This is a genomic window from Clostridium beijerinckii, assembly GCF_018223745.1.
Classification (GTDB): Bacteria; Bacillota; Clostridia; order Clostridiales; family Clostridiaceae; genus Clostridium; species Clostridium beijerinckii.
The window spans coordinates 2,438,009-2,462,604 of sequence record NZ_CP073653.1 but is presented as its reverse complement, the minus strand read 5'-3'; the positions used below and the strand labels follow the sequence as shown (position 1 = coordinate 2,462,604).

Here is a 24,596-nt window from a genome sequence, read left to right as displayed (position 1 = left end):
ATTTCGGTGATGTATACGCATAAGTATAGATTATAGTAGGCTTATCTATTTTTCTACATAAAAATAAAAAAAGGTAAATTAAGCGTTATCACTCAATCTACCTTTAAAGATAATTATACTTGTAAAAACTTTTCATAAGTCTCTATTTTATCCTCTCTGTTGTTTTTCTTTAGCCATTTATTATATTCTAAAATGACTTCTTCTACTGTTTTTAAATCTAGCTTAACATTCTTTTTTTTGTTCATTTCAGCGTACATATTAATTTTAATTATATTCCCCATGTTGTTCTCACCTCTTTTAAATATATGATAATATTAAATTCTTGTGATTTTTATACAAAAATAATTAAAACTTTATGACTTTTTGTAAACATTATCACGCAATATAAAAATTTTTTATATTGCCTATAATACATTATTGACAACATTTACACTTTCTAATATATATATTATCATTAAATTTTGTCAGTTTTTTGTCAGTTAAAAATGTTTTCTTAAAATTTTACTAAAAAATAAAAGTATATAACAAAAGAACCCTATCCAGGGTTCTCTTACACAGATGTTTAGTTTAATATTTTGCTTAATGCATAATTAATAGAATCTTTTAAACCATCAAATGACATTTCGTCCATTGTTATCGAAGGTTCATCTTTTACTACATATTCTTCACCTTTGCAACTTATTAATATTGCTTTTTCTATACTACTGCTTAATTCACGATTTTTATGTTTTGATATTTTCACTTCATTACCATTTCCATCTACACTGTATCTTATAAAAATATTTGCTTTTCTACCTGGGAATATTATAGCATTTTCATCTGGGACAAATTCAACATACTTGTCTGCATTTCTACTACTAAATAACTCATTCATTAAAGTTATTATGCTATTTATCTCTTTATCTACATTTTCTTTACTAATTTTTTTCGGGCATAAGCTATGTACATAGTTTTCAATCCATGACTTCTGATTAAATTCCATATCCTCACCTCTTTCCATAATAATAATTATACAAAAAAGGAGAAATTCCTCTAAAAATATTAAACCTTACTTAACTGTTTCCATAAATATTTTATTATAGACTCTCATTTCCTCTAATTTTGTTATTATTTTTTCATCTATTTTTAATAAGTTCTTATCTATAATTTCAACTTTCTCTGAATCACTTATATTTTCTCTGCAAAAATCCAATATTTTTTTATATGATTCCATTTGCATTTTAATCAAAGCTTCATACTGTTGGTTAGTTAAATCAACAAATTCTATTTCTTTACTAGTCATATTAGCCGCCTTTCTAAAAATCCAGTATGATTTTACATTATCTTTATTAGTACTATCTTATTATCTTTAAATATAGGAACTATTTTCCTCAGCAAATCATTATCTTGTATGTACTTGATTGCTTCATCAAATTCATCAATACTCATTCCTATCTGCTCATATCCCAAAGATTTAGGAACATTAACTCCTTCGATATTTTCACATGGCATATTTTTTATTATTTCTAATATTACATCTACATTTTGATTCATTAACTCATCCCCTTAATATAGATAATTATATAAAAGTTTATATTTCCCTTCTATAATTTTATATTAATTCAAATATTAGTAATACTCACCCATTACATTTTTCTTAAAGTATTTCCGTTTTTAAAGCTTTTTCAAACTCTTCACACTTGATTTTTATATACGAATTTTTATCATAACACACTCTACTATCCTCTTGGTGCATACATAATTACAATAACACCTACTAGAGCTATACATCCACCAATTAAATCAAACTTATCAGGTACTATATTATCAATTTTCCATCCCCATAAAATTGACATTACAATAAATATTCCTCCATATGCTGCATATACCTTACCAAAATTAGAATTTGAAGGCTGTAAAGTAGGAATTATTCCATATAAAATTAATATGACCGCTCCTATAACTCCATATAAATAGCTTTTTCCATCGCGTAACCATATCCATATAAGATATCCACCTCCAATTTCAAATATTCCAGCCAATATAAAATATAATATTGATTTTATAATCTCCATATTCTTTCCTCCTAGTGTAAGCATCTAAATAATAATTTAAAAGACATCCTTAAATTTATATCCACTACTAGGCTAAATTATAGCATATATTGTAAACATCATCTAATTGTTGTAAAGTCGCCTTTTAATTGATTAGGTAACCTATGGTTTATTGACATATCTCTTAACTGAATACGCAAAAAAAATCGCAGGCGACTGTGGTTAAGTTCCGTATTGTGCTTCGCACTCTTTTCATTTAAGTTCCGTATTGTGCTTCGCACTCTTTTCATATGTGTAGATTTTTTTCACGCATCTGTCTTTTCGAACGCATGTGAGAAAAATCTGCACATCAGAAATAGCAGCTATGCTGCATATAAGAACATTTTATGCAGGCGAATATGATTTATTTTTTTATTCCTTTATAGTAATTAACCCCAGTAAAATATACTACTATAATGTTATCCACAGATTTAATTGCATTATAATTTCTTAAAGAATAAAAAGATACAGCCAAATTATGGCTGTATCTTATATAAAATTTAGGGGAGATTAAGAGTGGGGTTTGGATATCTTTTGTATACATTTATATTAACACAATATTAAAGAATAATCTATATTTTTTGATATTGATTATCAGGTTTTTTTCGACAAATGCTTTTAATATATTTATAGTGCTAAAATAAGAATTTATCTAAGTTTTATAATTATTTTGCCTCTCATTTTATAAATAAGAAAAGAGATAACCATATCTATAGTCACCTCTTTTCGAAATATCTTTAGTTTATTTAAATCTTTAGTTTTTTCAAATCATTTGTTATGTATATAATATACCATAGTATGACATATTAGTCTATATTTTTTGATCAAATCTTTTTTACAAAAAGACAAATTTATTATTTTATTGTTCCATTCGCTTAGGTATATTATTTCTAAATTCTACCGGAGTTATTCCATATGCTTTCTTAAACAATCTAATAAAATGCTCTACATTTTCATAACCAACTTGCTCTGCAATATTTTCTACTGTCATTCCACTTCCTTTAAGTAAGCTCTTAGCTTTATCCATTCTAATTTGTTTTACTATATCCACAAAAGTACTATTTGTACTTTCTTTAATATATTTGGATAAGTAAGGCTTAGATAAGTAAAAAGTTTCTGAAAGCTTTTCTAATGTGACCGTCTTATAGTTTGATTGAATATAATTTAATACCTCTGTCATTCTACCATCTGATCTTTTCATATTCTTAATCTCTTCTAATTGATTAACTGCTACTGCTAAAGCTGCAATTGATGAATTAATAATATCATTTTCTATTCCTACTCCCCAATAAAGCTTATTATGGCATTTGATTCCCACATAAGTAACAGCTTTCGATGATGACCCTCTTGTTAATGAATGTTCTTCATACACATCTAAGTCATAATCAATATCAAAATACTGTTTAATTGCATTGCTAACTGCATCTAATCTTCCGTTTCCATGCGCTGTTATACATTGTATTTTCCCTCCATGACAAATTGTAGTATCGGCTGCCATCTCCTCTCCTTGTATGAAATGACATTCTGGAATTTGAAATACATGGGAGTTACGAATAAACTTCTCTTCTAAAATTTTATAAATTCCTTCTGGTGTTAATTCTCTATGAGCCTTATCTGATACATCCTTTACTGTATACCCAAATGCTTCCTGCATCTGTTTTGGAAGTGATATTCCGAAATTCTTTTGTAATATATAAGCCACTCCACCTTTACCTGATTGACTGTTAATGCGGATAACATCTGAATCATATTGGCGCCCAACATCCATTGGATCAATAGGTAAATATGGAACTTCCCAATACTCACACTCTTTATTTTCACGCCACTTTATTCCCTTTGAAATTGCATCCTGATGAGAACCCGAAAAGGCAGTAAACACTAATTCACCAGCGTATGGTTGGCGCATACCTACTTGCATATTTGTTAATCTTTCATAATTTTCAACTATTTCAGGCATATTTCTAAAATTCAAATTAGGATCTACACCATGAGAATAAAGATTCATAGCAACTGTAACAATATCTAAATTTCCTGTTCTCTCGCCATTACCAAATAGAGTTCCTTCTATTCTATCTGCACCTGCAAGTATACCAAACTCTGCATCACTCACTCCACTTCCTCTATCATTATGTGGATGTAAGCATAAAGTTACAGCCTCCCTATACTTTAAGTTTTTGTGAATATATTCAACTTGGCAAGCAAATACATGAGGCATTGCATTTTCAACTGTTGTAGGAATATTAATGATTGCCTTCTCTTCTTTTGTCGGCTTCCAAACATCCAATACTGCATTACATACTTCTACCGCATAATCTACTTCTGTTCCCGGAAAACTTTCTGGACTATATTGAAATGAATAGTTTCCTTTTTCTTCTTTTGCTATTTCTTTTAGAAGTTCTGCCCCGTTTACAGCAAGCTGCTTAATTTCATCCTTAGATTTACCAAAAACCTGTTCCCTTTGTGCAACTGAAGTTGAATTATATAAATGAATTACTGCATGCGGAGCCCCTTTAACCGCCTGAAAAGTCTTTCTAATGATATGTTCTCTAGCTTGAGTTAAAACCTGAATTGAGACATCATTAGGAATCATATTTTTCTCAATTAATGTCCTTATAAATTGATATTCAGTTTCAGAAGCAGCTGGAAACCCTACTTCAATTTCTTTAAAACCTATTTTCACTAACATATTAAAAAATTCTAACTTTTCTTCTAAACTCATAGGTTCAATTAATGATTGATTTCCATCACGTAAATCAACACTACACCATCTAGGCGCTTTATCTATATAATCTTTTTTCACCCAATCGTATGTCACTTTTGGTGGCATAAAATACATTCTTTTATATTTTTCAAAATTTTCCATCCCTATCACTCCCCAATATAGCAATTTTATAAATGCGCTTACATATATCTATTAAAATATTAATTATATCTATTTTGGCATTAATCAATAAATTTTATTATGCGCTTTATGAAAATTTTGCCTTTTGCTTTATGATATATAGAATAGCACATTTTAAATATTAATTTTAGTGATAAATTTAATCATTTTTATTGATGTATTTTAACATACTACATATTAGCTTGCATAATTATAGAGCATATAATAAATTACTCTTCAATCTCTATAAGTTATTATCTTTGATAATTTCCGCAAAAATAAAGAAAGAGATATTTAAATTCAAATATCTCTTTCTTATTATCACTTAATCACTAATCTAGCCTTTCAAAAGTGACTCTTCCCATAAACTCTCATCTCTAAAACCAACAAGTACAAAGTCATCTCCAACTACAATAGGACGCTTAACCAACATTCCGTTTGTTGATAAAAGCTTTACTTGTTCTTCTTCTGAAAGTTCTTTAAGCTTTTGACTCAAATTCATCTCTTTATATACAGTTCCACTTGTGTTAAAAAACTTTTTAATTGGCAAGCCACTTTTCTTTATCCATTCTTGAAGTTCTTCTATTTTAGGATTGTTATCAACTATATGTCTATCCTCATATTCAACTTGATGTTCATCGAGCCACTTTTTTGCTCGTTTGCAAGTTGTACATTTTGGATACTCTACGAATAAATAAGACATTCTTATTCCTCCCTTTCAATTTAAAACATTAAATAAGCTTTTTCATCATTATATACCACTTTGCTGTCACTTCCAACATGCTATAAAAAAAACAAGTGTAAGTGTTTATCTACTTGCTTATAGTAAAGTAATCACTTACACTTATACAATATCAATTTAATTATTGCTCAAGTCTTGAATTAGGAACGATGCAACATATAAATTACTATCTGTTCGCAGTACGTGCAAAACTCCAGTATATCTTCTTTTTAATAAGATTTTTATATCTGTAATATTATCATATGCATTATATATTCTATTTCTTATTTCATAGGTATACTAGCAATCAATATTGAATAATTATCTATATTTACAGTATCTTGTGTTAATATCATCTTTTTGCATGAATTTTCTGCTTTTATATATATATCAATTACCTCTAGTATTTCCTCTCTCATAGAATCTAAAACCTCACTAGATATATCAGTTTTATCATGTACCAATATAAGTTTTAGCCTCTCCCTCTCTAGACCATTTGATGAAGAAGAAGTTGAAGAAAATAAATTCATCATAATTACCCCCTTGTGTTATTTAATTTTAAAAATATTGTTTATAAAAAGAATTATTACAACTTTATTCTACACAATATATTGTTGCAAATTTGTGGCAAGATATTATTATTTTTAGAAATTAAATAAATAAAAGGTTAAAAATGTAAACATTGTATATTTTTAACCTTTCTTGGAGTATTTATTTTTATTTTATAATATAAATTCTTATTCGAATTATATATAATAGTCTAATATTGCCTAATATTTGTAAATACTTATAGTACTTATCATAAAAATTATTATCTAGTGATTTAAAATGTATTTGTATAATTCTTTTACAGCTGCTGATGGCTCCATCTGCAGATCATTTTCTATCATTTCATAGTACTCATTATAATATTTTTCTGCTTTTTTTATTCCACCGACCTTATAATGTAGCATTAAAGCATTCCCTCTCATTTCCTCATCGTAAGGTTCGTATCGAATAATAAGTTCAACAAGTTTTAAAATCTTAATTGGCTCAGCATTAATATCTTTATAATATTTTACAAGTTTACGTGCTCCATTCAAAAAATATCTATGATAATTTTCTCTTTCAAAATAGCACCAATCGCTGTTAAAATCTTCAAGAAGCATATATTTATAATTAAGTATAACTCTTTCATAATGCTCTATATTAGTAGAATTTATTTCAGCGATATTAAATACTAAGTTTTCTAATTCAAATGCATCTATTCTTATATCTGGTTCCGCCATTTGTAATTTATATCCATTTCCAGTAGATATAATTGAAATCTTTATAGAATTCTCCCTAAAAGTTTTATTTAATCGGCTAATTGTACTTCGAAGATTAATATCTGCTTTTTCTTTATCTTTATCTGGCCATACTTCATTCATTAATCTCCATTTAGATATTTCTTTATCGTCTTTTCCTAGAAGCATGAAAGCAAAAATTTCAGCACTTTTAGCTGTCATCCATCTAATAGGTTTCTTTTCATCTCCTATATATAGAGATACCCCTCCAAATAAAGAAATTTTTATTTCTTTATTTGGACTAACACTAGAAGTCAAAAATCTTCTCTTTTTCACACGCTCAATTGAACTATAAAGTTCCTCAACTATGATTGGCTTTAACAAATAATCTATAGCGTTAACTCTAAATGCATTGATTGCATATTGATTATACGCTGTAATAAATACAATCTCGCAATCATATTCGATTGAATTAACTATTTCTGCAAACTGCAAACCATTAATTTCCGGCATTTCTATATCTAAAAACAACACATCCGGTTTAAATCGCATTATGTTATCAATAGCTTCATGAGGATTTGTATATCCCTCAACTTCAGCACCTGTATCCCTAATTAATTCACAAATATGATCATTAGTTAAAGTTTCATCATCTACAACCATTGCTTTAATCATAACTTCATCCCTTGCTCTTATATATCTAATTTCATAGGTATATTTATTGTAGCAGTAGTTCCTTGCCCTATCTTACTTTCGATAATTATACCCTGTCCATACTCATTTATCAGTCTTTTGTTAACATTTTTCAATCCACTATTTATGGACACGCTATCGTCCAATAATCCCTTCAACTTATCAGCATCTATACCTATCCCATCATCCTGTATTACAATTTTAATATAATCATTACTTTTCTTAATAGATATCTTTACTCTACCGCCAGAAATGCGTTTCACTAAGCCATGACGTATTGAATTTTCTACTAGAGGCTGTATAACTAATGCTGGAATGGTATTTTTCAAGCACTCTTCATCAACATCAAATTCAAATGTAAGTCTTTCTCCAAACCTAGCCTTCTCTAATTTCACATAAGATTTTACAAAAGATATTTCTTCCTTCAAGCTTATAAACGAATTGTAAGGGTCTATATCAAAGGCGAAACGTAAATATTTACTCAATTCTCCAAGAAGCTCTCCTGCCTTTTTTCCATCTCTATAGCACAGAGAAACAATAACACTTAAAGTATTATACAAAAAATGAGGCCTTATCTGAGATTGTAAAAATACAGTTTCCATTTTCAAAGCTTCTTTTACTGCGATTCTCATTTTTTGAAGAGTTATTACTCTAGCTTTTAATTCCATAAAATTAAAAGGTTTGGTTAAAAAATCATTAGCACCTGCTTCAAATCCCAACGCTATGTCGTCTGGTGTACTTCTGACCGTTAAAAGTAATATTGGAAGTTCAAATAGCTTGTACTCTTTTCTTATCCTTTTACACACATCATAGCCAGATAATCCTGGCATCATTACATCAAGTAATACAATTGATATATCTTTATGTTTTTTAACTAATTCTAAGGCATTTACCCCGTTATATGCAACTAAAGTTTCATAATTACTGTCATAAAATATTTCTTGTAAAACTTTGATATTGCATACATCATCATCAACAAGTAAAATCTTTAGCTTTTCTCCATTGTTTTTAGTTTCAGTTGGTTCACACAATATATTAGCACTAAGTTTTTCATCTCTCCTTGAAGTAGTGATATTATTTTCAATATCCTGCTCTTGTCTAATGATATAACTATTTTCGTTTGCTTTAGGTATCTTTACAACAAATATTGAGCCTTCATCTGGTTCTGACCACTTCAGATACAGTTCCCCACCAATTCTAGATGCAAGCAACTTAGAAATAGAAAGTCCAAGCCCAGACGGAAATATTCCATTAAAAACATCTTTATCTATGTCAATGTTTCTTTCAAATATTTCATCATGATACTTTTCATCAATGCCTATACCTGTATCTTCAATTGTTATATTAATATAATTCTTTTCTGCTACTTCAGCTTTAATTTTAATAAATCCATTTTCAGTATATTTCAAAGAGTTAACTATAAGGTTAAACAAAATTTGCTTAAACCTATTTTCATCTGTATAAACATAATATTCTCCAATTGGTACACTATTAATTAACTGTATCTCTTCATTCTTTCTCATATAAGCCAAAATATCAAACACTGCCTGTACAACACCATTAATATCAAATACTTCTTTATTAACCTTAAGCTCTTCATTCTGTATACTTTGAAAGTCAATTATATCATTTACAAGGCTTGATAATCTTGTCGTTGTAGATATTATGTATGCTAAATTCTCATCTACCTTTGCTGTATTTCTATCGTTTTTATTTAAAATAGCCTGAGCAATATTTATTATTCCATGCAAAGGAGTTTTAAACTCATGGGAAGTGCTGATTAAAAATTCATTTCTTAACTTGTCTAATGATATTAGATCGCTATTTATTGTCTGAATTTTATTATATGCATTTATATGCTGTTTCAAAATAATAACCAAAAACGCAAGTAAGAAAATAAAGTATGTAACAAAAGGAATTACACTGCTCTTAATTATCGAACAATAGTATAATACAAAAATACAATATTGAGTTAGAGCCGCAATAACTCCGCAAAGCAAAAGTATTGTTCCTTTTTTCCCCAATTCTCCATATCTTTTATGATAAATTGCTTTCATAATTGAAAAAGCTACAAGAACAGAAATTAATATATTTATTGTATCAATTATATTTTCAAATAATCCTACAAGGTCCATTGGTATTAGCAAAACTGTAAAAATACTAGCAAAAATTATATACTTTGCTAATTTCATGTTTTTTCTAGTAACAAAATCATTGCCATATTGCCGTATAAATAAGAGTGCAAGATATATACTCAAACTTATTAATGCTAGCTTTATCTTCAAAATCCAAAAATACGGCATAAACGAAAAAATTTTATTAAATATCTTTTCGTTTACTGTGGATGAAACAAAAACATAAATTATACATACGCTTCCAATATACAAAAATTTCTTTTGTTTAATATTTTTTAAATAAATTCCAATGTAGTACACCCCAAAAATCCCCAAAATTAATATATTGGCTATATCTAATACAATAAATATGATATAGTAATCTAATATCTCTTCATAATCTCCGAAGAAAACACTTTGGATTATACCTCCACTAGAATTATCTAAATTTGCTACCTGAATGACAATATCTAAAGTATCTCCTTCTGGCTTAAAGCATGTAACAGTCCGTTGAATATCTGAGAAATATCCTTCTTCAAAACTTGGCTTTGGGTTACCTCTTTGTCCAATTTCTTTTCCGTTCACAAATATTTTGTTTGCTGACCGTATATGTGTAGTCTTTATACCATACATTAAGACACTTTTATTTATCTTAATTTTTACTCTGTAAGTTCCAATTCCTTTATCAGATATCACATTATTTGGAATTTGGTTTCTCCATGCACCAGGAGTATTAATATAAACCTTATGTAATTCCACTTCATTATTAATATCTGAAGGAGATAAAAGTTCATTAGGATAGAACTCCCAATATCCATCTAATTTTACATTTCCGTCCTTATTAAAATCCCAATTCGAAAGATCTATAGAACCATTTTCAACTAGAGGCGATTTATTATAGAAACTTTTACTCACAAAATAACCTATAGAAAATATTAATATAATTATCAATCCAAATAGTATATATATATATTTCTTTCTCAATTTTACTTAACCCCTCATCTATACCCTTAAAATTCTTATTTTAAAATATCTATTTTTTAATATGAATATGCAAAGCTTCTGCTCCTCAGATACACAATTTCTATAACCCCTTCCAAATATCACCTGTTATACTTATCTAAATAATTTATAAATATAATAATGCACATAAATAAAAACATATGATAAAGACATAGTAAAAAATCAGATAACTACCATCTCATTATATGCTTTCTATAAATAAGAGAATTTTAATATATTAAGCTAATTAATATATTTAAGACCACTTCTTTGTACTTATATTAATATAATAAAAACTTAATCTCATATTCAAATCTTTAAACAAAACAGATCAATTAGGACTAATGATTAATTAGTTCCAATTGATCAGCTATATAAGCAACTTCAAATACTTAAAACGATCATATAAAAAGGAACTACTTAAAGTTCCAATATCAACATTTTTTATATATACGTTACAAAAATAATTCTTCATCATAATTCTAAAAATATTGTAAGAATTTTAGTCGTAATTGTAAATTTTGCATTGTGAATCGCAACATATATATTTATAATTTTAATACAATTAAATATATTTTATCATTAGAATGCTAGAAAATCAATGTTTGATTCACCTGAAATATTAGTAAAGCAGCCACAAATTAAGTTCTAACTTGGAGCTGCTTATAGCTGTATATTTTTTTAGTCCAGAATACACTGTATATGTAACAACAAATAATATGAACAGATAAATTAACCCTTTAAGACCAATTCTTATTTTTATTTCTCTTATTAAGCTTTCTATTCTCCTTGTTAAATTCCCCGTATTCAAAGTTACTCTTAAACTTGTTTTTTCTATAGGAATAACTTCCATCCTCAAATTCATCATTTTCCTTAGTTGTTCTTGTGTATGCTTCAATTATATCTTTGTATTTTTCTTCTAAATCCATCTCATCTCATCCCCCTGAATATCAAAATTATTATAATTCTTTTAAGTTAAAACACACTCACCATTATCACGATACTTACAAGTATGTATTATTTCTTTTATATTGCTTTCATCATCTAATACATAACAACATCTTATAGGAAATATCTTTCCACAAGTTAAAATATAATTTTCTTTTACTTTTACTTTTCTATCTGTGAATTCACAATAAATTTCATAGTTCTTTAATGTTGACATAAGTTCATCATCCTTATAAACATTTTATTAATTTCATTAGAAACACGATCAAATTACAGAATAAACACTTATTAAAGACATTTTTCATTAATTTCTTTACACTCAAATAGATCTATTTCATTCAACTTTAAATCAGTTAGCTCAACAACTTCTTGTGCAATCTTATTCATTTTAATTAAAAATTCTTCTTTTTCTTCTTCTTTAACGATAAATCCATCAAATCTTATATCAAATTCTTCTGCAAATTTTGAATTTAAATTCACAAGCCAACTACTCATAAATTCCACCTGCTCTCTGTTTATAATAAATACACTTACTGATTTATAGCTCCTTTTAATATTTATCATTAAAATCAGTCATAAACCTTCACTCCTGGTGGATTAGTTTGGAATCAAGTATCGTTTACACTTCTTTTTTTCATATATCTAAAAATAAGTTCCTATAAAAAGCATCTACTTTCCTCTATATAGCTGTTCATTTTTTTGACAAATAATTAATTATTATTACACAGCAAGACACTCACCACGCTTTCACTTCTCTTTTATTACTTTATTATTTTAATTAAACTAAAATACTGTAAATAAATCTTATCACATCCCGCCTGCATTTTTTTGTCTTATTTTGTATATTTAAAAAATATTTTTTAATACATTGTGAAATTAAATTTTATACGTTTTATCATTAATTAATTCGCTAGGATTACCTAGTATTCTAAATATAAACCTATTTATCAAAATTATTGCGTAATAATTTCCCTAATCTAATGAAAATAAATTAATGAATTTCTAAAATAACTTTATTAATCATTCCGATATAACATTAATATTAGCTTTTACCAAATAAGATTCGAATTTTTCATCTGAAGTTATAAAACTATTAATAATCTTTCCTATTTCATATTTTTGCTTTGTGATGTTCATTTTTTTATCCGGGAAAGGAATAAAACATGTACACGCATCTACAAAAACGCCATATACCACCTTAATTATTTGCTCCCTATATTTAAGAATAAACCTTTTATTATATGCATGTTTATTTGGAAAAATACTTGTCCAATCTTCATAACATGTATCATCGCTATTTTCAAGCCATTTTATATCATTTTTTATAATTATATCGATATTATTTCTATACAAATATACTCCTATATCATCCTCATAACACCAATCACTTATATCACTTGAGCATACTTCTTCAAAATATTCCTCATATTTCATCTCTCTCACTCCATTAAACATAGTTGCCTTTACTATATAGCAGTTAGAAAAGATATTGATAGAATCCATATTAAAATTAGACGTTATCAACTATCTTTTCCGAAATCTATCTTAAAGCAAAAAATCTTTTCTATCTCTATACTCATCATCAACATCACTTAACTTCTTCTTTAGTTCTTAACCATTGAATATATTTAATATTTCTAATAATCCTTCATCGCTCCCACCAAAATTACTTAGCAAACAACGTTATTATGTGTCTTGATACTTTAATTCCTTTTAAACTTTTTTTCACACTCAGCCAAATAAATCTCCTTAACTTATTAAGCAGTAAGTTTATTACAAAATCTACAATTGATCATAAGAATTTGTTCCTATTTTGATACTAGTCTATTCAATAAATTATTAATTCGTAATATATATAACCAAAATATTAATTATAAGCATAATTACAAACAAAAATATAAATGTAGATACTTTAAAATCTTTCATGAAATCTTTCATAATCTCTACCTTTCTCTGCTAAAATAAAGATTAAACATCAGCACTTCATGTGCTAAATATTTTTATCTTTACTTTATAACTTCATTCGCATCATATTAAAAGCTTCTTAACAATTAATTGCGAATTAACTCCAGTCTTTAAATGTAATTGAGTTACCTTTGAATACGAAATATCATTATCATACTCTATGTATGCATTATCCAAGACACAATGTCCTACAAATTCATTGTTAAGAAGCGTATAAAAATCAATAATATACGGTTTTACATTATCGTAGCTTATTTTATTCATAGCATTATAAAGAATGATTATTTCCTCATTATTTAATCTAATATTTATAAATTCTTCGCTCCCATAATTCAATTGTTTTTTTATAAGACTTACTTCTTTTGATAAATCAAATTTAATTTTTCCAACTTGTATGCCATATTTTTCTCTTGTATGCTTAGATCTAATTTCTATATCATTAATTAAATGAACCATATACTTCCACCTTTCATAACCTCCATTGTATTGTACCCACTTTAAAATTTACCACAGTAACCACTATGAATTTTATTTCGCTGATTCCTTTAAGATTACATAAACAATCTGTTTAAACATCCATAAGAAACTTGCCTATATCTTTATCCAATTCTATTACATGTTTTCGCCACCAATGGGACATTTTTTGTTGTTCGCTTATTACAAATAACGTAGATACACCTGTAGTTTCGAACACTTTTCTCAATTCTTTTAAATTATTTTTGAAAATTTCATGTTCCTTATGCTGAATCTCATAATTAGGATAATTATTTTTCTTTTGAATTTCCTCCTCATCGTTGAAATGTCTAATTACATACTCTTCAAGAAAATTCAAAGTTGTAATCATCTCCTCTTTTCCTTTTGCATTTTTCATAGAACATACAAGTAAATTAATTCTATTAAACAATTCTTTGTGTTGTCTATCTATCTTATCAACACCAACCGACCACATTTTATCCCATATTAAATCCATCCATTTTCACCTCTCATACATATTTTCCCACGTTATAATTTTGAATTACTTTCATCACCCATAATCTACCCCTATTTAAATCTCAGCCTGATTAATCCCATAGTCAACCACCTCTCTAAAAATTCATTTCTTTTATATAATTAAATTTTTCTACAAAATACACTTAAAAACCTTCTTTTAGCATCATGATATTTTTTCTTTTTTTCGCCATTTAATGGCTTTTTTCTGTATTTTTTCTTTTTATATCCGAGTTTTTATAATATTATTTGTATCTATTTGTCGTTATTAAATTTAAATTGTAATACGATTTTTTCTATAATGATTTATCCTTTTACATAATAAATTCATTTTTATAAAATTTCATTAATAGATAATCAAAAATCGATATTCCAATTTTAATGTTTAATCAATATTCATCACAGTAATAATAAAAGCTAGGCATATTTTAAAATGGAACCTATGAAATAGACACTAAAAAAAGACTATTTCAATAGGTTCTTTTTTTGTACAATAAAAGATAAGAAGAAATATAGTAAGGTTGTGAAAAGAATGAGTAAAAAATTATTTTCAGATGAAGAAATTAAAAGTTTATCAAAAAATAGATATGTTAAATCTGTAAGTAAACGTGGAATTACATATACAGATGAATTTAAAATATTGTTTATCGCTGAGCGTAGCAAGGGAAAACTACCTATTCATATTTTTCAAGATGCTGAATTTGATATAGATGTTATTGGAAATAATAGAATTTGGTGTGCAAGTAAAAGATGGCGTAATGCTTATAATGAATCAGGAGAGCTTGGTCTAAGAGATTCTAGAAAATTAAACAGTGGTCGTCCACTTAAACGTGAACTAACCGTTGAAGAAATAATAGCCAAAAAGGATGCAGAAATTGCTTATTGGAAAGCTGAGGCAGAACTATTAAAAAAAATCGAGCTGCAAGAAAGGCAGGTGAAAAATAGTAAACTAAGTGCATCATCAATCTTTGTAATAATACAACATATAATTTTGACATATAACTATAAAAATATGGTTTCACATTTATGCGAAGTAGCTTTAGTATCTAGATCAGGCTATTATAATTATTTAAAATCAACAGGCAAACGTAATCGTAGAGAAGAAAAGGATTTAGAATTGAAGGATATCATTCTTAAAGCATTTAATCATAGGGGCTACAAGAAAGGTTCTCGTTCTATAAAAATGGTGTTAGAGAATGAATTTAATCTTATAATAAATCGAAAATGTATACAACGAATCATGAGAAAATATAATATTGAGTGCCCAATTAGAAAAGCTAACCCTTATCGTAGAATGATGAAAGCTACTCATGAGCATACTGTTGTACCTAATATTTTAAATAGAGAATTCAAGCAAGATTTGGTCGGAAAAGTTTTATTAACAGATATAACTTATTTAACATATGGAGCATCCAATAGGGCTTATTTGTCAACTATTAAAGATGCTTCAACAAATGAAATTCTTTCATATCAGCTTTCCAATAGCCTTACATTAGATATAGCTACCGAAACTATTAAAAAGTTGATGAAAAATCACAAAAATTTACTAAATAAAGATGCCTTTATTCATTCGGATCAAGGAGTTCATTATACTAGTCCTAGATTTCAAAAACTTCTTAAAAAATATAAAATTGGTCAGTCTATGTCTAGGCGCGGAAATTGTTGGGATAATGCCCCGCAGGAATCATTTTTTGGTCATACGAAAGATGAAATTGACTTAAAAAGTTGTTCAACATTTGAAGAATTAGAAGCTTCAATTGATAACTATATGGAGTATTATAATAATTATAGATATCAGTGGGGACTTAAAAAGCTGGCTCCTGTACAATACAGAAACCAGCTCATAGCTGCCTAGCCTTTTTCAAAATGTCCTTGACATAGGAACCATTTTATTTTATACCTAGCTATACTTTTTATTTAATTTCCAAAAAACATAATAATTTTCATCAATCACACTATATTTTCACCGCAAGCAATATATTATTCATATATAAATACCATTTTTCATATGCTACCCTCAATATATTAATAACCATATAACATTGAATAGAATTATCCCATTTAAATTTTTAATATAAGATTATCAAATCAAACTAACAAATACAATTTGACATCATGCTTATGATTGTATTTACGCGTATTACGTCTATTCATCATATCAAATATAATTTTTTCCTCCGTAATGTTTACTTGATTAATATCTTTTACTACACTCTCATTTATTCCATTAATTTCCTCATAAATTGAAGGACAAATTCTACAATTTAAATTTTTTCTCAACTCTTTTTTATCTTGTTCTAAAATTCCCCGCATAATTTTACACCCTCTTATAAATATTCTTTTTTCAATCAAAATAAATCTAATACTTTAAAACTAACGGATTATCATTTTCATTAAATAAAGCTTCATGCATTGAAGCAAACATTACATTCTTTTGATATTGATCAGCAAAAAAATTTATAACTTCAATATCTTCATCTGATAATTTACTTCTAATGACCATCACTTCATTATAGTTAGTTTTTTCTAGTAATTGAACAATATCTCTCGCGTATGTACTTTTCATCTTTATGCCTCCCATAACCCCTCTTTTTTAGTATTACGTATCCGTTTTCGTCCATATATTATTTTTCCCAAAATCATCAACCCACTTTTAACATTTTCTAATTAAGAAATTAACAATTCTCCTCTAATATATAATCATATGTAAAAATAAATATATATTAAGAACATAGTATAAAAAGTTAATTTAACTCATATATTGACATTTATCCTTATATTGGATTAGAATTATCTAAATATATAAATTAAAATCAATAAATAAGTTTAATAAAAAACGCAAGGTATAAAAACATATTAAATTTATAATTTTAAATTAATTAGCTCAAAGCTTAATTCTACTAAAAATCTTTTTATATAAACTAGTATTTTTTGCTTATGTAGTACTGATTAATAAGGTGATTCAATTTAATGCTAATGCAAATTATCTCATCATTTCTACAAATATCTCCTTCACCAACTAGTTTGTTTAGATGCTCTCTAACAGATTCAATTTTAACTTCCAATTCTTCCATAATACCCTCCTAATAGCATTTTATTGATTTTATACCCTAATTTAATAGTACTCTTTTTATAATTCTCTGGTAACATTTTTTTGCAAATAGTTCATAATTTAATTCAAATAGCTACTTTCATTATATTACTTAAGAATGTACAGTTATATAAAAAGAGAAATAAATTAAATGATATTGATTTCACAGATATTAGAAAACGTATAAAAAACTAAGAGGAAACTTAACGGAATAACTAAAGATTATTTTTAAATAAGTTGATGAAACAGCTTATTTAAGCTAACTTAAATTGGGACAACATCATTTAGATTTTCTGCTTCAATTAGAATTTCCCAAGTTAAATATTCCTTTATTCTTTTAATTTCTTCAAAAGCACATGTATTTTAGTTAGTGTGCTTAATAGTATTTTTGTGAGAAAACTATATGTTTTAATTTTCATAAACGAACTCAAATAGCTTTTTTTGTTATTTGCCTTTAAAATATAAAGTTATATAAAAAAAGGAATGATAAACTTGAATAATATTAATTATATAGATATCGGAAAACGTATAAAGGCTGAAAGAGAACGCAACGGCTTAACTAGAGAAAAGTTTTCAGAATTGGTTAGTATATCTCCAACTTATTTAAGCCAGATTGAATTGGGACAACGTCACCCGTCGCTTCCAACTACAATTAAGATTGCTTCAACTCTACATATTTCTTTGGACTTTTTAGTTTACGGCGAAAGAGCCCTTAATGTTAATAAAGATGACTTGATAGATATAATAAATCATGCTCACGAGAAAGATTTATATGTACTAAAAGAGATTCTTACCGCTATTCTTCCATCCGTAAAATATTAATCAAGAGTATATTTTTATACTTCTGTGCGCAAAAAGTAGACAGTTAGAATTAACTGCCTACTTTTTTGTAATAGTTTAAACTCTCTCAAAATATAAGTTTCAAATCCCAACTTGATAATTATCTTTTTTAGAATGATATTGATATTTATTTAACAATTCACTTCCTAATTCTAAATGCACATTTTTATGTATACATAGAGAAGTATCATGTACGCAAAGAATACTTGAATTAAACTTTTCATTATATCGATTCCAATAATCTTCCTGCTGTAAAAAATATTTTTGCAAAGAAGATTGAATTATCCATCTATTTTTATCATATCCCTTATTTTCAATCATTTTTATTTCTTCACTAAAACTAATTGAATTACTCTTATTACGAATAATTTTTTTCATGTCTTCTATACATATAAATTGCACCTTTTCAATAGAAATTCCATTAATTATAAGTAAATTTTTTAATTTCTTGTAGAGATTTTTCTGAATAGAAATATGAACTTTTTCACTATTTCTTATACCTTCTTCTATATAATCATACAAATTAATAAACAAATTGTAGTCCCCATAATAATACACATCTCGTTGCTTATTACCTACAACAGTATTTCTTCTGCCAGCTTTATAAAACTTAAAAGCATTACAATCTATGCACTCAGCAACCAAATCACCAACATATTGATTCAAAGCAATTATCTCATCATCCAAAAAATTACCTTTCTTTTTAATAATCATACTATCTAATCTCTGTCTCCATTTTTCCACACTACTTCTTAAATAACACTCATTACACATTCTTCTCATTCCCCCACCCTATAATAACATTAAATACCTTTATATTTTTCAAATTTTAATGTTTAATTTTTCCTAATTGATAGATAGATTATTTAATTCCAGATATATAATTATTTTTCCACATTAGACCTCTTAATGCTTTTTTTATATACAATACCTTTATTTAATACTACTATTATTATAGAGCACTTGCAATATATTTTTTACAATTAGTTCATTTTTTAATTCAATTAGCTTTTTAGGGATTAGTTTCAAAATTTACGAGTTCTTATTAAAACTAAGTTAATGCCCTAATCGAAAAGTGCATTTACATTTGCAAAAAATAGCTATATGTAATTAATCCAAATTACATATAGCTAAATTGTTCAAAAAATCAATTTCATCTAAAATATTCTTCACAAACGCCATTACATTCAATTATTACATCTCTTAATAAAAGCATCAACTGATCACAACCCAAATTACTAATATTTCCCTAAATTCTTCCATTACCTTTTTTATTTAGTTTTCATTCATTGTCCATTACAAGTTTTTTTAGCGTTTTTTCCATGCTATAGACTGCTTTCATTAATAAATCTTTATCATCATTTTTTGCAGCATTTTCTGCTTGTAACGCAAATTCAGCTATATCATTGACTCTTACAGTACCTGCTGACCCTTTTAGCTTATGCAGAAGTATACATGATTCATTTAAATCATTTTTATCTATACATTCTTTAATTTGACTCAGAATTTTCTTTGATTGCTCACAAAATTCTTCAAGTAATTCTGTGCAAAAACGTTCATCAAATCCCGATTCCTCTATAAGACTTTTTACTATTTCAGTAAAATACTCACTTTGATTCATCTCAAAACCATGGTCATTTAAATCACTTAAAATATTCATATCATCATTATGAATATTTTTCACATGCTTTTCTAACATTTCCATAACTTGATCAACAGTAAAAGGTTTGCTTAAATAATCGATCATTCCTGCTTCCAAACACTTAATTTCGTCATCTTTCATAGAATAAGCAGTCATAGCTATTACAGGGACATTTTTATAACTTCTTAACAAAAGAATTTTTCTTGTTGCTTCATAGCCATCCATAACTGGCATCTGACAATCCATAAAAATTATATCGTATTCCTTGTTCTCACATGCTTTTAACGCTTTTGCCCCATCAATAGCAATATCACAAGTCAAACCATTTAATTTTAAACTATTAACAAAAAATTTTATGTTTATATCATTGTCTTCTACTAAAAGTATTTTTATCTTTTTATTATATTTAGCTTCTTCAACATTTTGCTTTGTTATAAAAACATCATTATTATATATTTTAGAGCCATCTCCTTTAATCACCATTGCAACGCAATCGAGCAAATCACCTCTTTTATAAGGTTTTGAAATATATCCAGAAAATTTATTTTCCTTCGCTATCCTTGCTTCAGAATTTGCGGTAACTGAAGTTAATAGTATCAAAGGAATGTCATTTATTAAGCCTCTTTCCTTCATTATTTCAACAAGCTCAAAACCAGTTATCTCTTTCATTTGGTAATCAATCAAAATAGTGTTGTATGCCTTCCGATTATTTATAAGCATACTTAATGCCGACTCTAAACTTTCCGCCTCATCAATCATACACCCAACCTCTTCAAGATAAACTTTTGCTATATAACGATTCATCTCATAATCATCAATAACTAATATTCGTTTACCTTTAAATATAGAGTAATCAGGAGGCATTTGAATTACTGATTGTTCTGATTTATCTAGTAATAAATCAAAATAAAAGGTCGTCCCTTTATTTTTTACACTTTTCACACTTATAGTACCACCCATCATCTCAACTATTTTTTTGCATATCGCAAGGCCTAACCCAGTCCCTCCATATTTTCTAGTTGATGAAGAATCAGCCTGACTAAATGGTTTGAAAAGCTTACCTATCTCTTCCTTATTCATGCCTATCCCTGTATCTCTTATTTCAAAATAAAGCTGTACTTCAGTGTTCGTTTCTTTTATAACGGAAACTTCAATAAATACTTCTCCATTGTGTGTAAATTTGACTGCATTGCTAACTAAATTGCTTATAATTTGTCTAATTTTAGTAGGATCTCCTACCAAACAACTTGGTATGGCTGAATTTATAAGCATATTAAGTTCAAGCCCTTTCTCTCTTGCTTTTGCATCATAAAGAAATATGGTGCTTTCAATTACAGAACGGATATCAAAAGCAACTTTCTCTATTTCCATTCTCCCAGCTTCAATTTTAGAAATATCAAGTATATCATTTATAACTACAAGTAATGTTTCTGAAGAAGTTTGGATTGTCTCAACATAATCTTGCTGGGTACTATCTAGGTCAGTTTTTTCCAAGATACTCAAAAATCCAACAATTCCATTAAGAGGAGTTCTTATTTCATGACTCATATTGGCTAAAAATTGACTTTTTGCCATATTAGCGTCTTCAGCTGCTTCTTTTGCAATAATCAGTTCATTTGTTCTTTCTTTAACTTTTTCTTCAAGGTTATTTATAAACGAGCACAGTTCTTCCGCCATGCTATTAAAAGCCTTAGACAAACTTCCTATTTCATCATTTCTAAAAACCTTGGCCCTCTCTGATAAATTACCCTTCGAGAATTTATCAGATATCTCTATCAAATGATTTATTGGTTTCAATATAATTTTAGTACTCTTCATATGAATAATAACAGCTATAATAAGAGCAATCACAGTAAGCTCTATAGCTATATTAATATTATTCCTTATTTCTTTTGTAAAAATAGTTTCTGGAACAGATGTTATTATAAGCCAGTCCAGACCATCTTTATTATACTCAAATATTTTAGTATGGTAGTTCTCATTATTAACTTCCGAAATAAAACTTGTATTAGAAGTATTTATATAGTTTTCATATGCATCATTAATTGATTTATCCGTAATATTCTTAACTAAAGTTCTATTAATATTTCCATCAGAAAGTATTTCAAAATTAGTTTTGTTTAACGAATTCGCAACTAGAAATCCAGAATTCTTTTCAACTATATATATTGAAGCCGAATTCTCATTGGCGATTTTTTCCAACGATTCATTAAGAGTAGAAAGAACTATATGAGTTCCCATTACTCCTTGAATACTCCCATCTTTATTATAAATAGGATATGCCGCTGATAAAGCCAAATCATCTTTTGTAAAATGTTTATAAACGGAAGAAAATACTGGCTTTCCATTTTCTTTAGCACTTATATACCAATCTCTTGTTCTAGGATCGAAATCGCCATAATCATTAACAAATTTTCCCTGCTTTAAATTTTCATCTACATTATAATATAAAGAATGACCTTTGGTTTCAGGTGTACTTCTATATATTTCTATATCGTCATTTCCATTTTTTCTAGCACCATAGTATTCACCATCTTCTGTGCCAAAACTAAAACTGTAAATCTCATCACTACTATATTTAACTATTCCTGCAAAAAAAGCATCTCTCTGATCTTTGTTATGCATGTCTATAACTTTGTTTTCAATAAAAGTGTGGTTAACCTCATTGTTATATAGAGGTATGCTAAATAGCGATTGTATTTCATTAAAAACATCCTGATTGGAATCGTCTTCAATTTTCATGATAGTATTGTTCACCGAACTTTTCCAATTATTAAATATAATATAGGTTATAATACCAACAGTTGTAGCCATAAGTGTAATAAATAATACACTTATTAAAAGCCTTAATGAACCTTTTCTTCCTATCACTGTATTTCCAATTCTGTTAATTATAAATATCACCACCCCAATTTCTTATATAAATATGTAGAATTTTAATAGAAATAAATGTAAACTTATATAAATTATTCTTTGAATCTTATTATATCATCGCACTAATATTTATACAATATTTTTAACATTTCATTATTTTTTATTGTAAAAGTTTATCTCATTAATTTATTTCCATTCTTCAAATAAACATTCTTAAAAGCTTATGTATTTTTTTGGCGAAATAGATAGCATTGAATTCTAAGTATCAACAAGTGCTTTATAAAAAAAAAAACAAAACGAGATATGTTTATTTTCTAATTTCAACACATCTCGTTTCAATCTTCAATGATTTACATTTAATCTAAGCACAGATTGGTATTTAGTCGTTCGCATATTGTCTATTAAAAATCGAAGTATCTATTTCTCAAATCTTTTATAACCTCTATATTAGTGCTATAAGTTGCCCCCTCATCTCTAATATCCTTAGAATTTTCGTCATATTCTCCTGAGAAAGACAATAAATTAAAACTTGTCTCCATATAATATTGCTCATCGCAGATTAAAAGCTTATTATGAGAGTTCACCTTTTTTATTTTAAAATTCCCTCCATAATATTTAAATTTATCTTTTAGCCTTTCTGCTATTATATCGCTATTTCTATTCTTACTTCTATTATTACTATCCTTTTTAATGTGATAAATAGAGCTATTTTCTTCTATACCATATATGATTTTGATAGATCCTCCTCTTGAAAGTAAATTTTCCATCATATTTATCAAATTATTGTTAACCACATAATTGTTCATCCATGGGCTCGCAATATTAAGTTCATACTTGGCATCAGAAAAAGCTTTAATAAATTTATCTCTTATCTCTTTATTTTGTAAGTGATACTCTTCATATTTGTTTGTGATTTCATTCAATGTTCCATATATTTCTTTATCTAAAGGTTCTATATTTTTTATTACATATTTATTTTCTTCATAACTTATATATAAATCACATATATTCTTAATCCTAAATTTACTTAACTTATATGTTTTTTCTATTGAGATTTCATCCTTATTTAACAGACCTATAGTTTCTTCTATCTGAATAATACTTTCTTTCCCAAAAAACATTAATGCATTTATTGCTTTACCATCAATATTCACATTCTCATATTTAAAAAATCTTCGAGATAAACTTTCTTTTTTACAGCTGATTACAGAGTTTAAATCATTAGATTTTATTAGACAATAATCCATTTCTTTTAATTGATCATCATACTTAAGAAATTCATTTTCATACTTTTCCAATTCTTCTTTCTTAGCTTTAAGCTCTTCAAACTGTTTTTTTGCAGATTCTAATGTTAGCTTCTCTGCTTTTTTAGATTTTTTAAATTTATATTTAATTAAATTTTTAAATTTAATAGTGTTTTTTGTAAATATATCTAATAATGATATTCTATTATCTTTTTTATTTTCAGAATATAATAAATCCTCCTTCATTCAAACACCTC

At 27.2% G+C, this 24,596-nt stretch carries 24 protein-coding genes; 2 read left to right on the top strand and 22 right to left on the bottom strand.

What is annotated here, in order from left to right; translation table 11 throughout:
• Positions 1-113 precede the first annotated feature (113 nt).
• From KEC93_RS11200 to KEC93_RS11125, 16 genes are all read right to left on the bottom strand, one after another.
• Entirely contained in the window at positions 114-281 is a 168-nt protein-coding gene (locus tag KEC93_RS11200) for a hypothetical protein (RefSeq protein ID WP_017212661.1), read from the bottom strand.
• A gap of 281 nt (positions 282-562) precedes the next feature.
• Positions 563-982, bottom strand: coding sequence for a hypothetical protein (locus KEC93_RS11195; RefSeq protein WP_077856528.1), 420 nt, complete (start codon positions 980-982; stop codon positions 563-565).
• A 66-nt stretch (positions 983-1,048) separates the two neighbouring features.
• On the bottom strand, positions 1,049-1,282 hold the full coding sequence (locus KEC93_RS11190; protein ID WP_017212659.1) for a hypothetical protein: 234 nt from the start codon (positions 1,280-1,282) through the stop codon (positions 1,049-1,051).
• Positions 1,283-1,314: 32 nt separating this feature from the next.
• Entirely contained in the window at positions 1,315-1,533 is a 219-nt protein-coding gene (locus tag KEC93_RS11185) for a hypothetical protein (protein ID WP_023976552.1), read from the bottom strand.
• Between the two features lie 185 nt (positions 1,534-1,718).
• The gene (locus KEC93_RS11180; protein WP_023976553.1) at positions 1,719-2,054 is read right to left on the bottom strand and encodes a YnfA family protein; all 336 of its coding nucleotides are present in this window, start codon (positions 2,052-2,054) and stop codon (positions 1,719-1,721) included.
• A gap of 877 nt (positions 2,055-2,931) precedes the next feature.
• Positions 2,932-4,935 (bottom strand): 2-isopropylmalate synthase, encoded by a 2,004-nt coding sequence (locus KEC93_RS11175; protein WP_077869784.1) that lies wholly within the window; start codon positions 4,933-4,935, stop codon positions 2,932-2,934.
• A gap of 355 nt (positions 4,936-5,290) precedes the next feature.
• Positions 5,291-5,656 (bottom strand): arsenate reductase family protein, encoded by a 366-nt coding sequence (locus tag KEC93_RS11170; protein ID WP_012058400.1) that lies wholly within the window; start codon positions 5,654-5,656, stop codon positions 5,291-5,293.
• A gap of 302 nt (positions 5,657-5,958) precedes the next feature.
• Positions 5,959-6,207, bottom strand: coding sequence for a cell division topological specificity factor MinE (gene minE, locus KEC93_RS11165; protein ID WP_077869783.1), 249 nt, complete (start codon positions 6,205-6,207; stop codon positions 5,959-5,961).
• A 282-nt stretch (positions 6,208-6,489) separates the two neighbouring features.
• Complete coding sequence (locus KEC93_RS11160; RefSeq protein ID WP_023975852.1) at positions 6,490-7,614, bottom strand: response regulator; 1,125 nt, start codon at positions 7,612-7,614, stop codon at positions 6,490-6,492.
• Between the two features lie 17 nt (positions 7,615-7,631).
• Entirely contained in the window at positions 7,632-10,661 is a 3,030-nt protein-coding gene (locus tag KEC93_RS11155; RefSeq protein ID WP_244999364.1) for a hybrid sensor histidine kinase/response regulator, read from the bottom strand.
• An 827-nt stretch (positions 10,662-11,488) separates the two neighbouring features.
• On the bottom strand, positions 11,489-11,677 hold the full coding sequence (locus tag KEC93_RS11150) for a hypothetical protein (protein ID WP_017212654.1): 189 nt from the start codon (positions 11,675-11,677) through the stop codon (positions 11,489-11,491).
• 41 nt (positions 11,678-11,718) lie between these two features.
• Positions 11,719-11,913 (bottom strand): hypothetical protein, encoded by a 195-nt coding sequence (locus tag KEC93_RS11145; RefSeq protein ID WP_012058395.1) that lies wholly within the window; start codon positions 11,911-11,913, stop codon positions 11,719-11,721.
• Positions 11,914-11,984: 71 nt separating this feature from the next.
• A complete protein-coding gene (locus KEC93_RS11140) occupies positions 11,985-12,191 on the bottom strand; it encodes a hypothetical protein (protein ID WP_077869979.1) in 207 nt (68 codons plus the stop codon).
• 525 nt (positions 12,192-12,716) lie between these two features.
• Positions 12,717-13,199 (bottom strand): hypothetical protein, encoded by a 483-nt coding sequence (locus KEC93_RS11135; protein WP_242997591.1) that lies wholly within the window; start codon positions 13,197-13,199, stop codon positions 12,717-12,719.
• 525 nt (positions 13,200-13,724) lie between these two features.
• Entirely contained in the window at positions 13,725-14,117 is a 393-nt protein-coding gene (locus tag KEC93_RS11130; protein ID WP_077869976.1) for a hypothetical protein, read from the bottom strand.
• A 112-nt stretch (positions 14,118-14,229) separates the two neighbouring features.
• Complete coding sequence (locus KEC93_RS11125; RefSeq protein ID WP_077869975.1) at positions 14,230-14,631, bottom strand: bacteriohemerythrin; 402 nt, start codon at positions 14,629-14,631, stop codon at positions 14,230-14,232.
• Positions 14,632-15,180: 549 nt separating this feature from the next.
• Here KEC93_RS11125 and KEC93_RS11120 point away from each other — a divergent pair.
• On the top strand, positions 15,181-16,503 hold the full coding sequence (locus KEC93_RS11120; RefSeq protein ID WP_111944725.1) for an IS3 family transposase: 1,323 nt from the start codon (positions 15,181-15,183) through the stop codon (positions 16,501-16,503).
• Between the two features lie 233 nt (positions 16,504-16,736).
• Here the strand turns inward: KEC93_RS11120 and KEC93_RS11115 are convergent, their stop codons facing one another.
• From KEC93_RS11115 to KEC93_RS11105, 3 genes are all read right to left on the bottom strand, one after another.
• Complete coding sequence (locus KEC93_RS11115) at positions 16,737-16,961, bottom strand: hypothetical protein (protein ID WP_077869833.1); 225 nt, start codon at positions 16,959-16,961, stop codon at positions 16,737-16,739.
• Between the two features lie 46 nt (positions 16,962-17,007).
• Positions 17,008-17,214, bottom strand: a complete 207-nt coding sequence (locus tag KEC93_RS11110) for a hypothetical protein (RefSeq protein ID WP_012058389.1) — start codon at positions 17,212-17,214, stop codon at positions 17,008-17,010.
• 355 nt (positions 17,215-17,569) lie between these two features.
• On the bottom strand, positions 17,570-17,722 hold the full coding sequence (locus tag KEC93_RS11105) for an aspartyl-phosphate phosphatase Spo0E family protein (protein WP_023975860.1): 153 nt from the start codon (positions 17,720-17,722) through the stop codon (positions 17,570-17,572).
• A gap of 500 nt (positions 17,723-18,222) precedes the next feature.
• On the opposite strand from KEC93_RS11105, the gene KEC93_RS11100 reads away from it, so the two are divergent.
• Positions 18,223-18,561: a helix-turn-helix domain-containing protein gene (locus KEC93_RS11100; protein WP_012058388.1), complete on the top strand. Its 339-nt coding sequence runs from the start codon at positions 18,223-18,225 to the stop codon at positions 18,559-18,561.
• 99 nt (positions 18,562-18,660) lie between these two features.
• Here KEC93_RS11100 and KEC93_RS11095 read toward each other — a convergent pair whose 3' ends face one another.
• The 3 genes from KEC93_RS11095 to KEC93_RS11085 form a co-directional block, all read right to left on the bottom strand.
• Positions 18,661-19,362, bottom strand: a complete 702-nt coding sequence (locus tag KEC93_RS11095) for a hypothetical protein (protein ID WP_077869834.1) — start codon at positions 19,360-19,362, stop codon at positions 18,661-18,663.
• A 499-nt stretch (positions 19,363-19,861) separates the two neighbouring features.
• The gene (locus KEC93_RS11090; RefSeq protein WP_077869837.1) at positions 19,862-23,092 is read right to left on the bottom strand and encodes a response regulator; all 3,231 of its coding nucleotides are present in this window, start codon (positions 23,090-23,092) and stop codon (positions 19,862-19,864) included.
• 404 nt (positions 23,093-23,496) lie between these two features.
• On the bottom strand, positions 23,497-24,585 hold the full coding sequence (locus KEC93_RS11085; RefSeq protein WP_054249126.1) for a phospholipase D-like domain-containing protein: 1,089 nt from the start codon (positions 24,583-24,585) through the stop codon (positions 23,497-23,499).
• Positions 24,586-24,596 lie beyond the last annotated feature (11 nt).

Coding starts and splice junctions, on each gene's coding strand:
- KEC93_RS11175 (WP_077869784.1), bottom strand. CDS start 4,935: ATGGAAAATTTTGAAAAATATAAAAGAATGTATTTTATGCCACCAAAA.
- KEC93_RS11145 (WP_012058395.1), bottom strand. CDS start 11,913: ATGTCAACATTAAAGAACTATGAAATTTATTGTGAATTCACAGATAGA.
- minE (WP_077869783.1), bottom strand. CDS start 6,207: ATGATGAATTTATTTTCTTCAACTTCTTCTTCATCAAATGGTCTAGAG.
- KEC93_RS11120 (WP_111944725.1), top strand. CDS start 15,181: ATGAGTAAAAAATTATTTTCAGATGAAGAAATTAAAAGTTTATCAAAA.
- KEC93_RS11130 (WP_077869976.1), bottom strand. CDS start 14,117: ATGGTTCATTTAATTAATGATATAGAAATTAGATCTAAGCATACAAGA.
- KEC93_RS11195 (WP_077856528.1), bottom strand. CDS start 982: ATGGAATTTAATCAGAAGTCATGGATTGAAAACTATGTACATAGCTTA.
- KEC93_RS11095 (WP_077869834.1), bottom strand. CDS start 19,362: ATGAGAAGAATGTGTAATGAGTGTTATTTAAGAAGTAGTGTGGAAAAA.
- KEC93_RS11140 (WP_077869979.1), bottom strand. CDS start 12,191: ATGAGTAGTTGGCTTGTGAATTTAAATTCAAAATTTGCAGAAGAATTT.
- KEC93_RS11100 (WP_012058388.1), top strand. CDS start 18,223: ATGATAAACTTGAATAATATTAATTATATAGATATCGGAAAACGTATA.
- KEC93_RS11115 (WP_077869833.1), bottom strand. CDS start 16,961: ATGCGGGGAATTTTAGAACAAGATAAAAAAGAGTTGAGAAAAAATTTA.
- KEC93_RS11160 (WP_023975852.1), bottom strand. CDS start 7,614: ATGATTAAAGCAATGGTTGTAGATGATGAAACTTTAACTAATGATCAT.
- KEC93_RS11085 (WP_054249126.1), bottom strand. CDS start 24,585: ATGAAGGAGGATTTATTATATTCTGAAAATAAAAAAGATAATAGAATA.
- KEC93_RS11105 (WP_023975860.1), bottom strand. CDS start 17,722: ATGGAAGAATTGGAAGTTAAAATTGAATCTGTTAGAGAGCATCTAAAC.
- KEC93_RS11180 (WP_023976553.1), bottom strand. CDS start 2,054: ATGGAGATTATAAAATCAATATTATATTTTATATTGGCTGGAATATTT.
- KEC93_RS11135 (WP_242997591.1), bottom strand. CDS start 13,199: ATGGATTCTATCAATATCTTTTCTAACTGCTATATAGTAAAGGCAACT.
- KEC93_RS11190 (WP_017212659.1), bottom strand. CDS start 1,282: ATGACTAGTAAAGAAATAGAATTTGTTGATTTAACTAACCAACAGTAT.
- KEC93_RS11185 (WP_023976552.1), bottom strand. CDS start 1,533: ATGAATCAAAATGTAGATGTAATATTAGAAATAATAAAAAATATGCCA.
- KEC93_RS11125 (WP_077869975.1), bottom strand. CDS start 14,631: ATGGATTTAATATGGGATAAAATGTGGTCGGTTGGTGTTGATAAGATA.
- KEC93_RS11110 (WP_012058389.1), bottom strand. CDS start 17,214: ATGAAAAGTACATACGCGAGAGATATTGTTCAATTACTAGAAAAAACT.
- KEC93_RS11150 (WP_017212654.1), bottom strand. CDS start 11,677: ATGGATTTAGAAGAAAAATACAAAGATATAATTGAAGCATACACAAGA.
- KEC93_RS11170 (WP_012058400.1), bottom strand. CDS start 5,656: ATGTCTTATTTATTCGTAGAGTATCCAAAATGTACAACTTGCAAACGA.
- KEC93_RS11200 (WP_017212661.1), bottom strand. CDS start 281: ATGGGGAATATAATTAAAATTAATATGTACGCTGAAATGAACAAAAAA.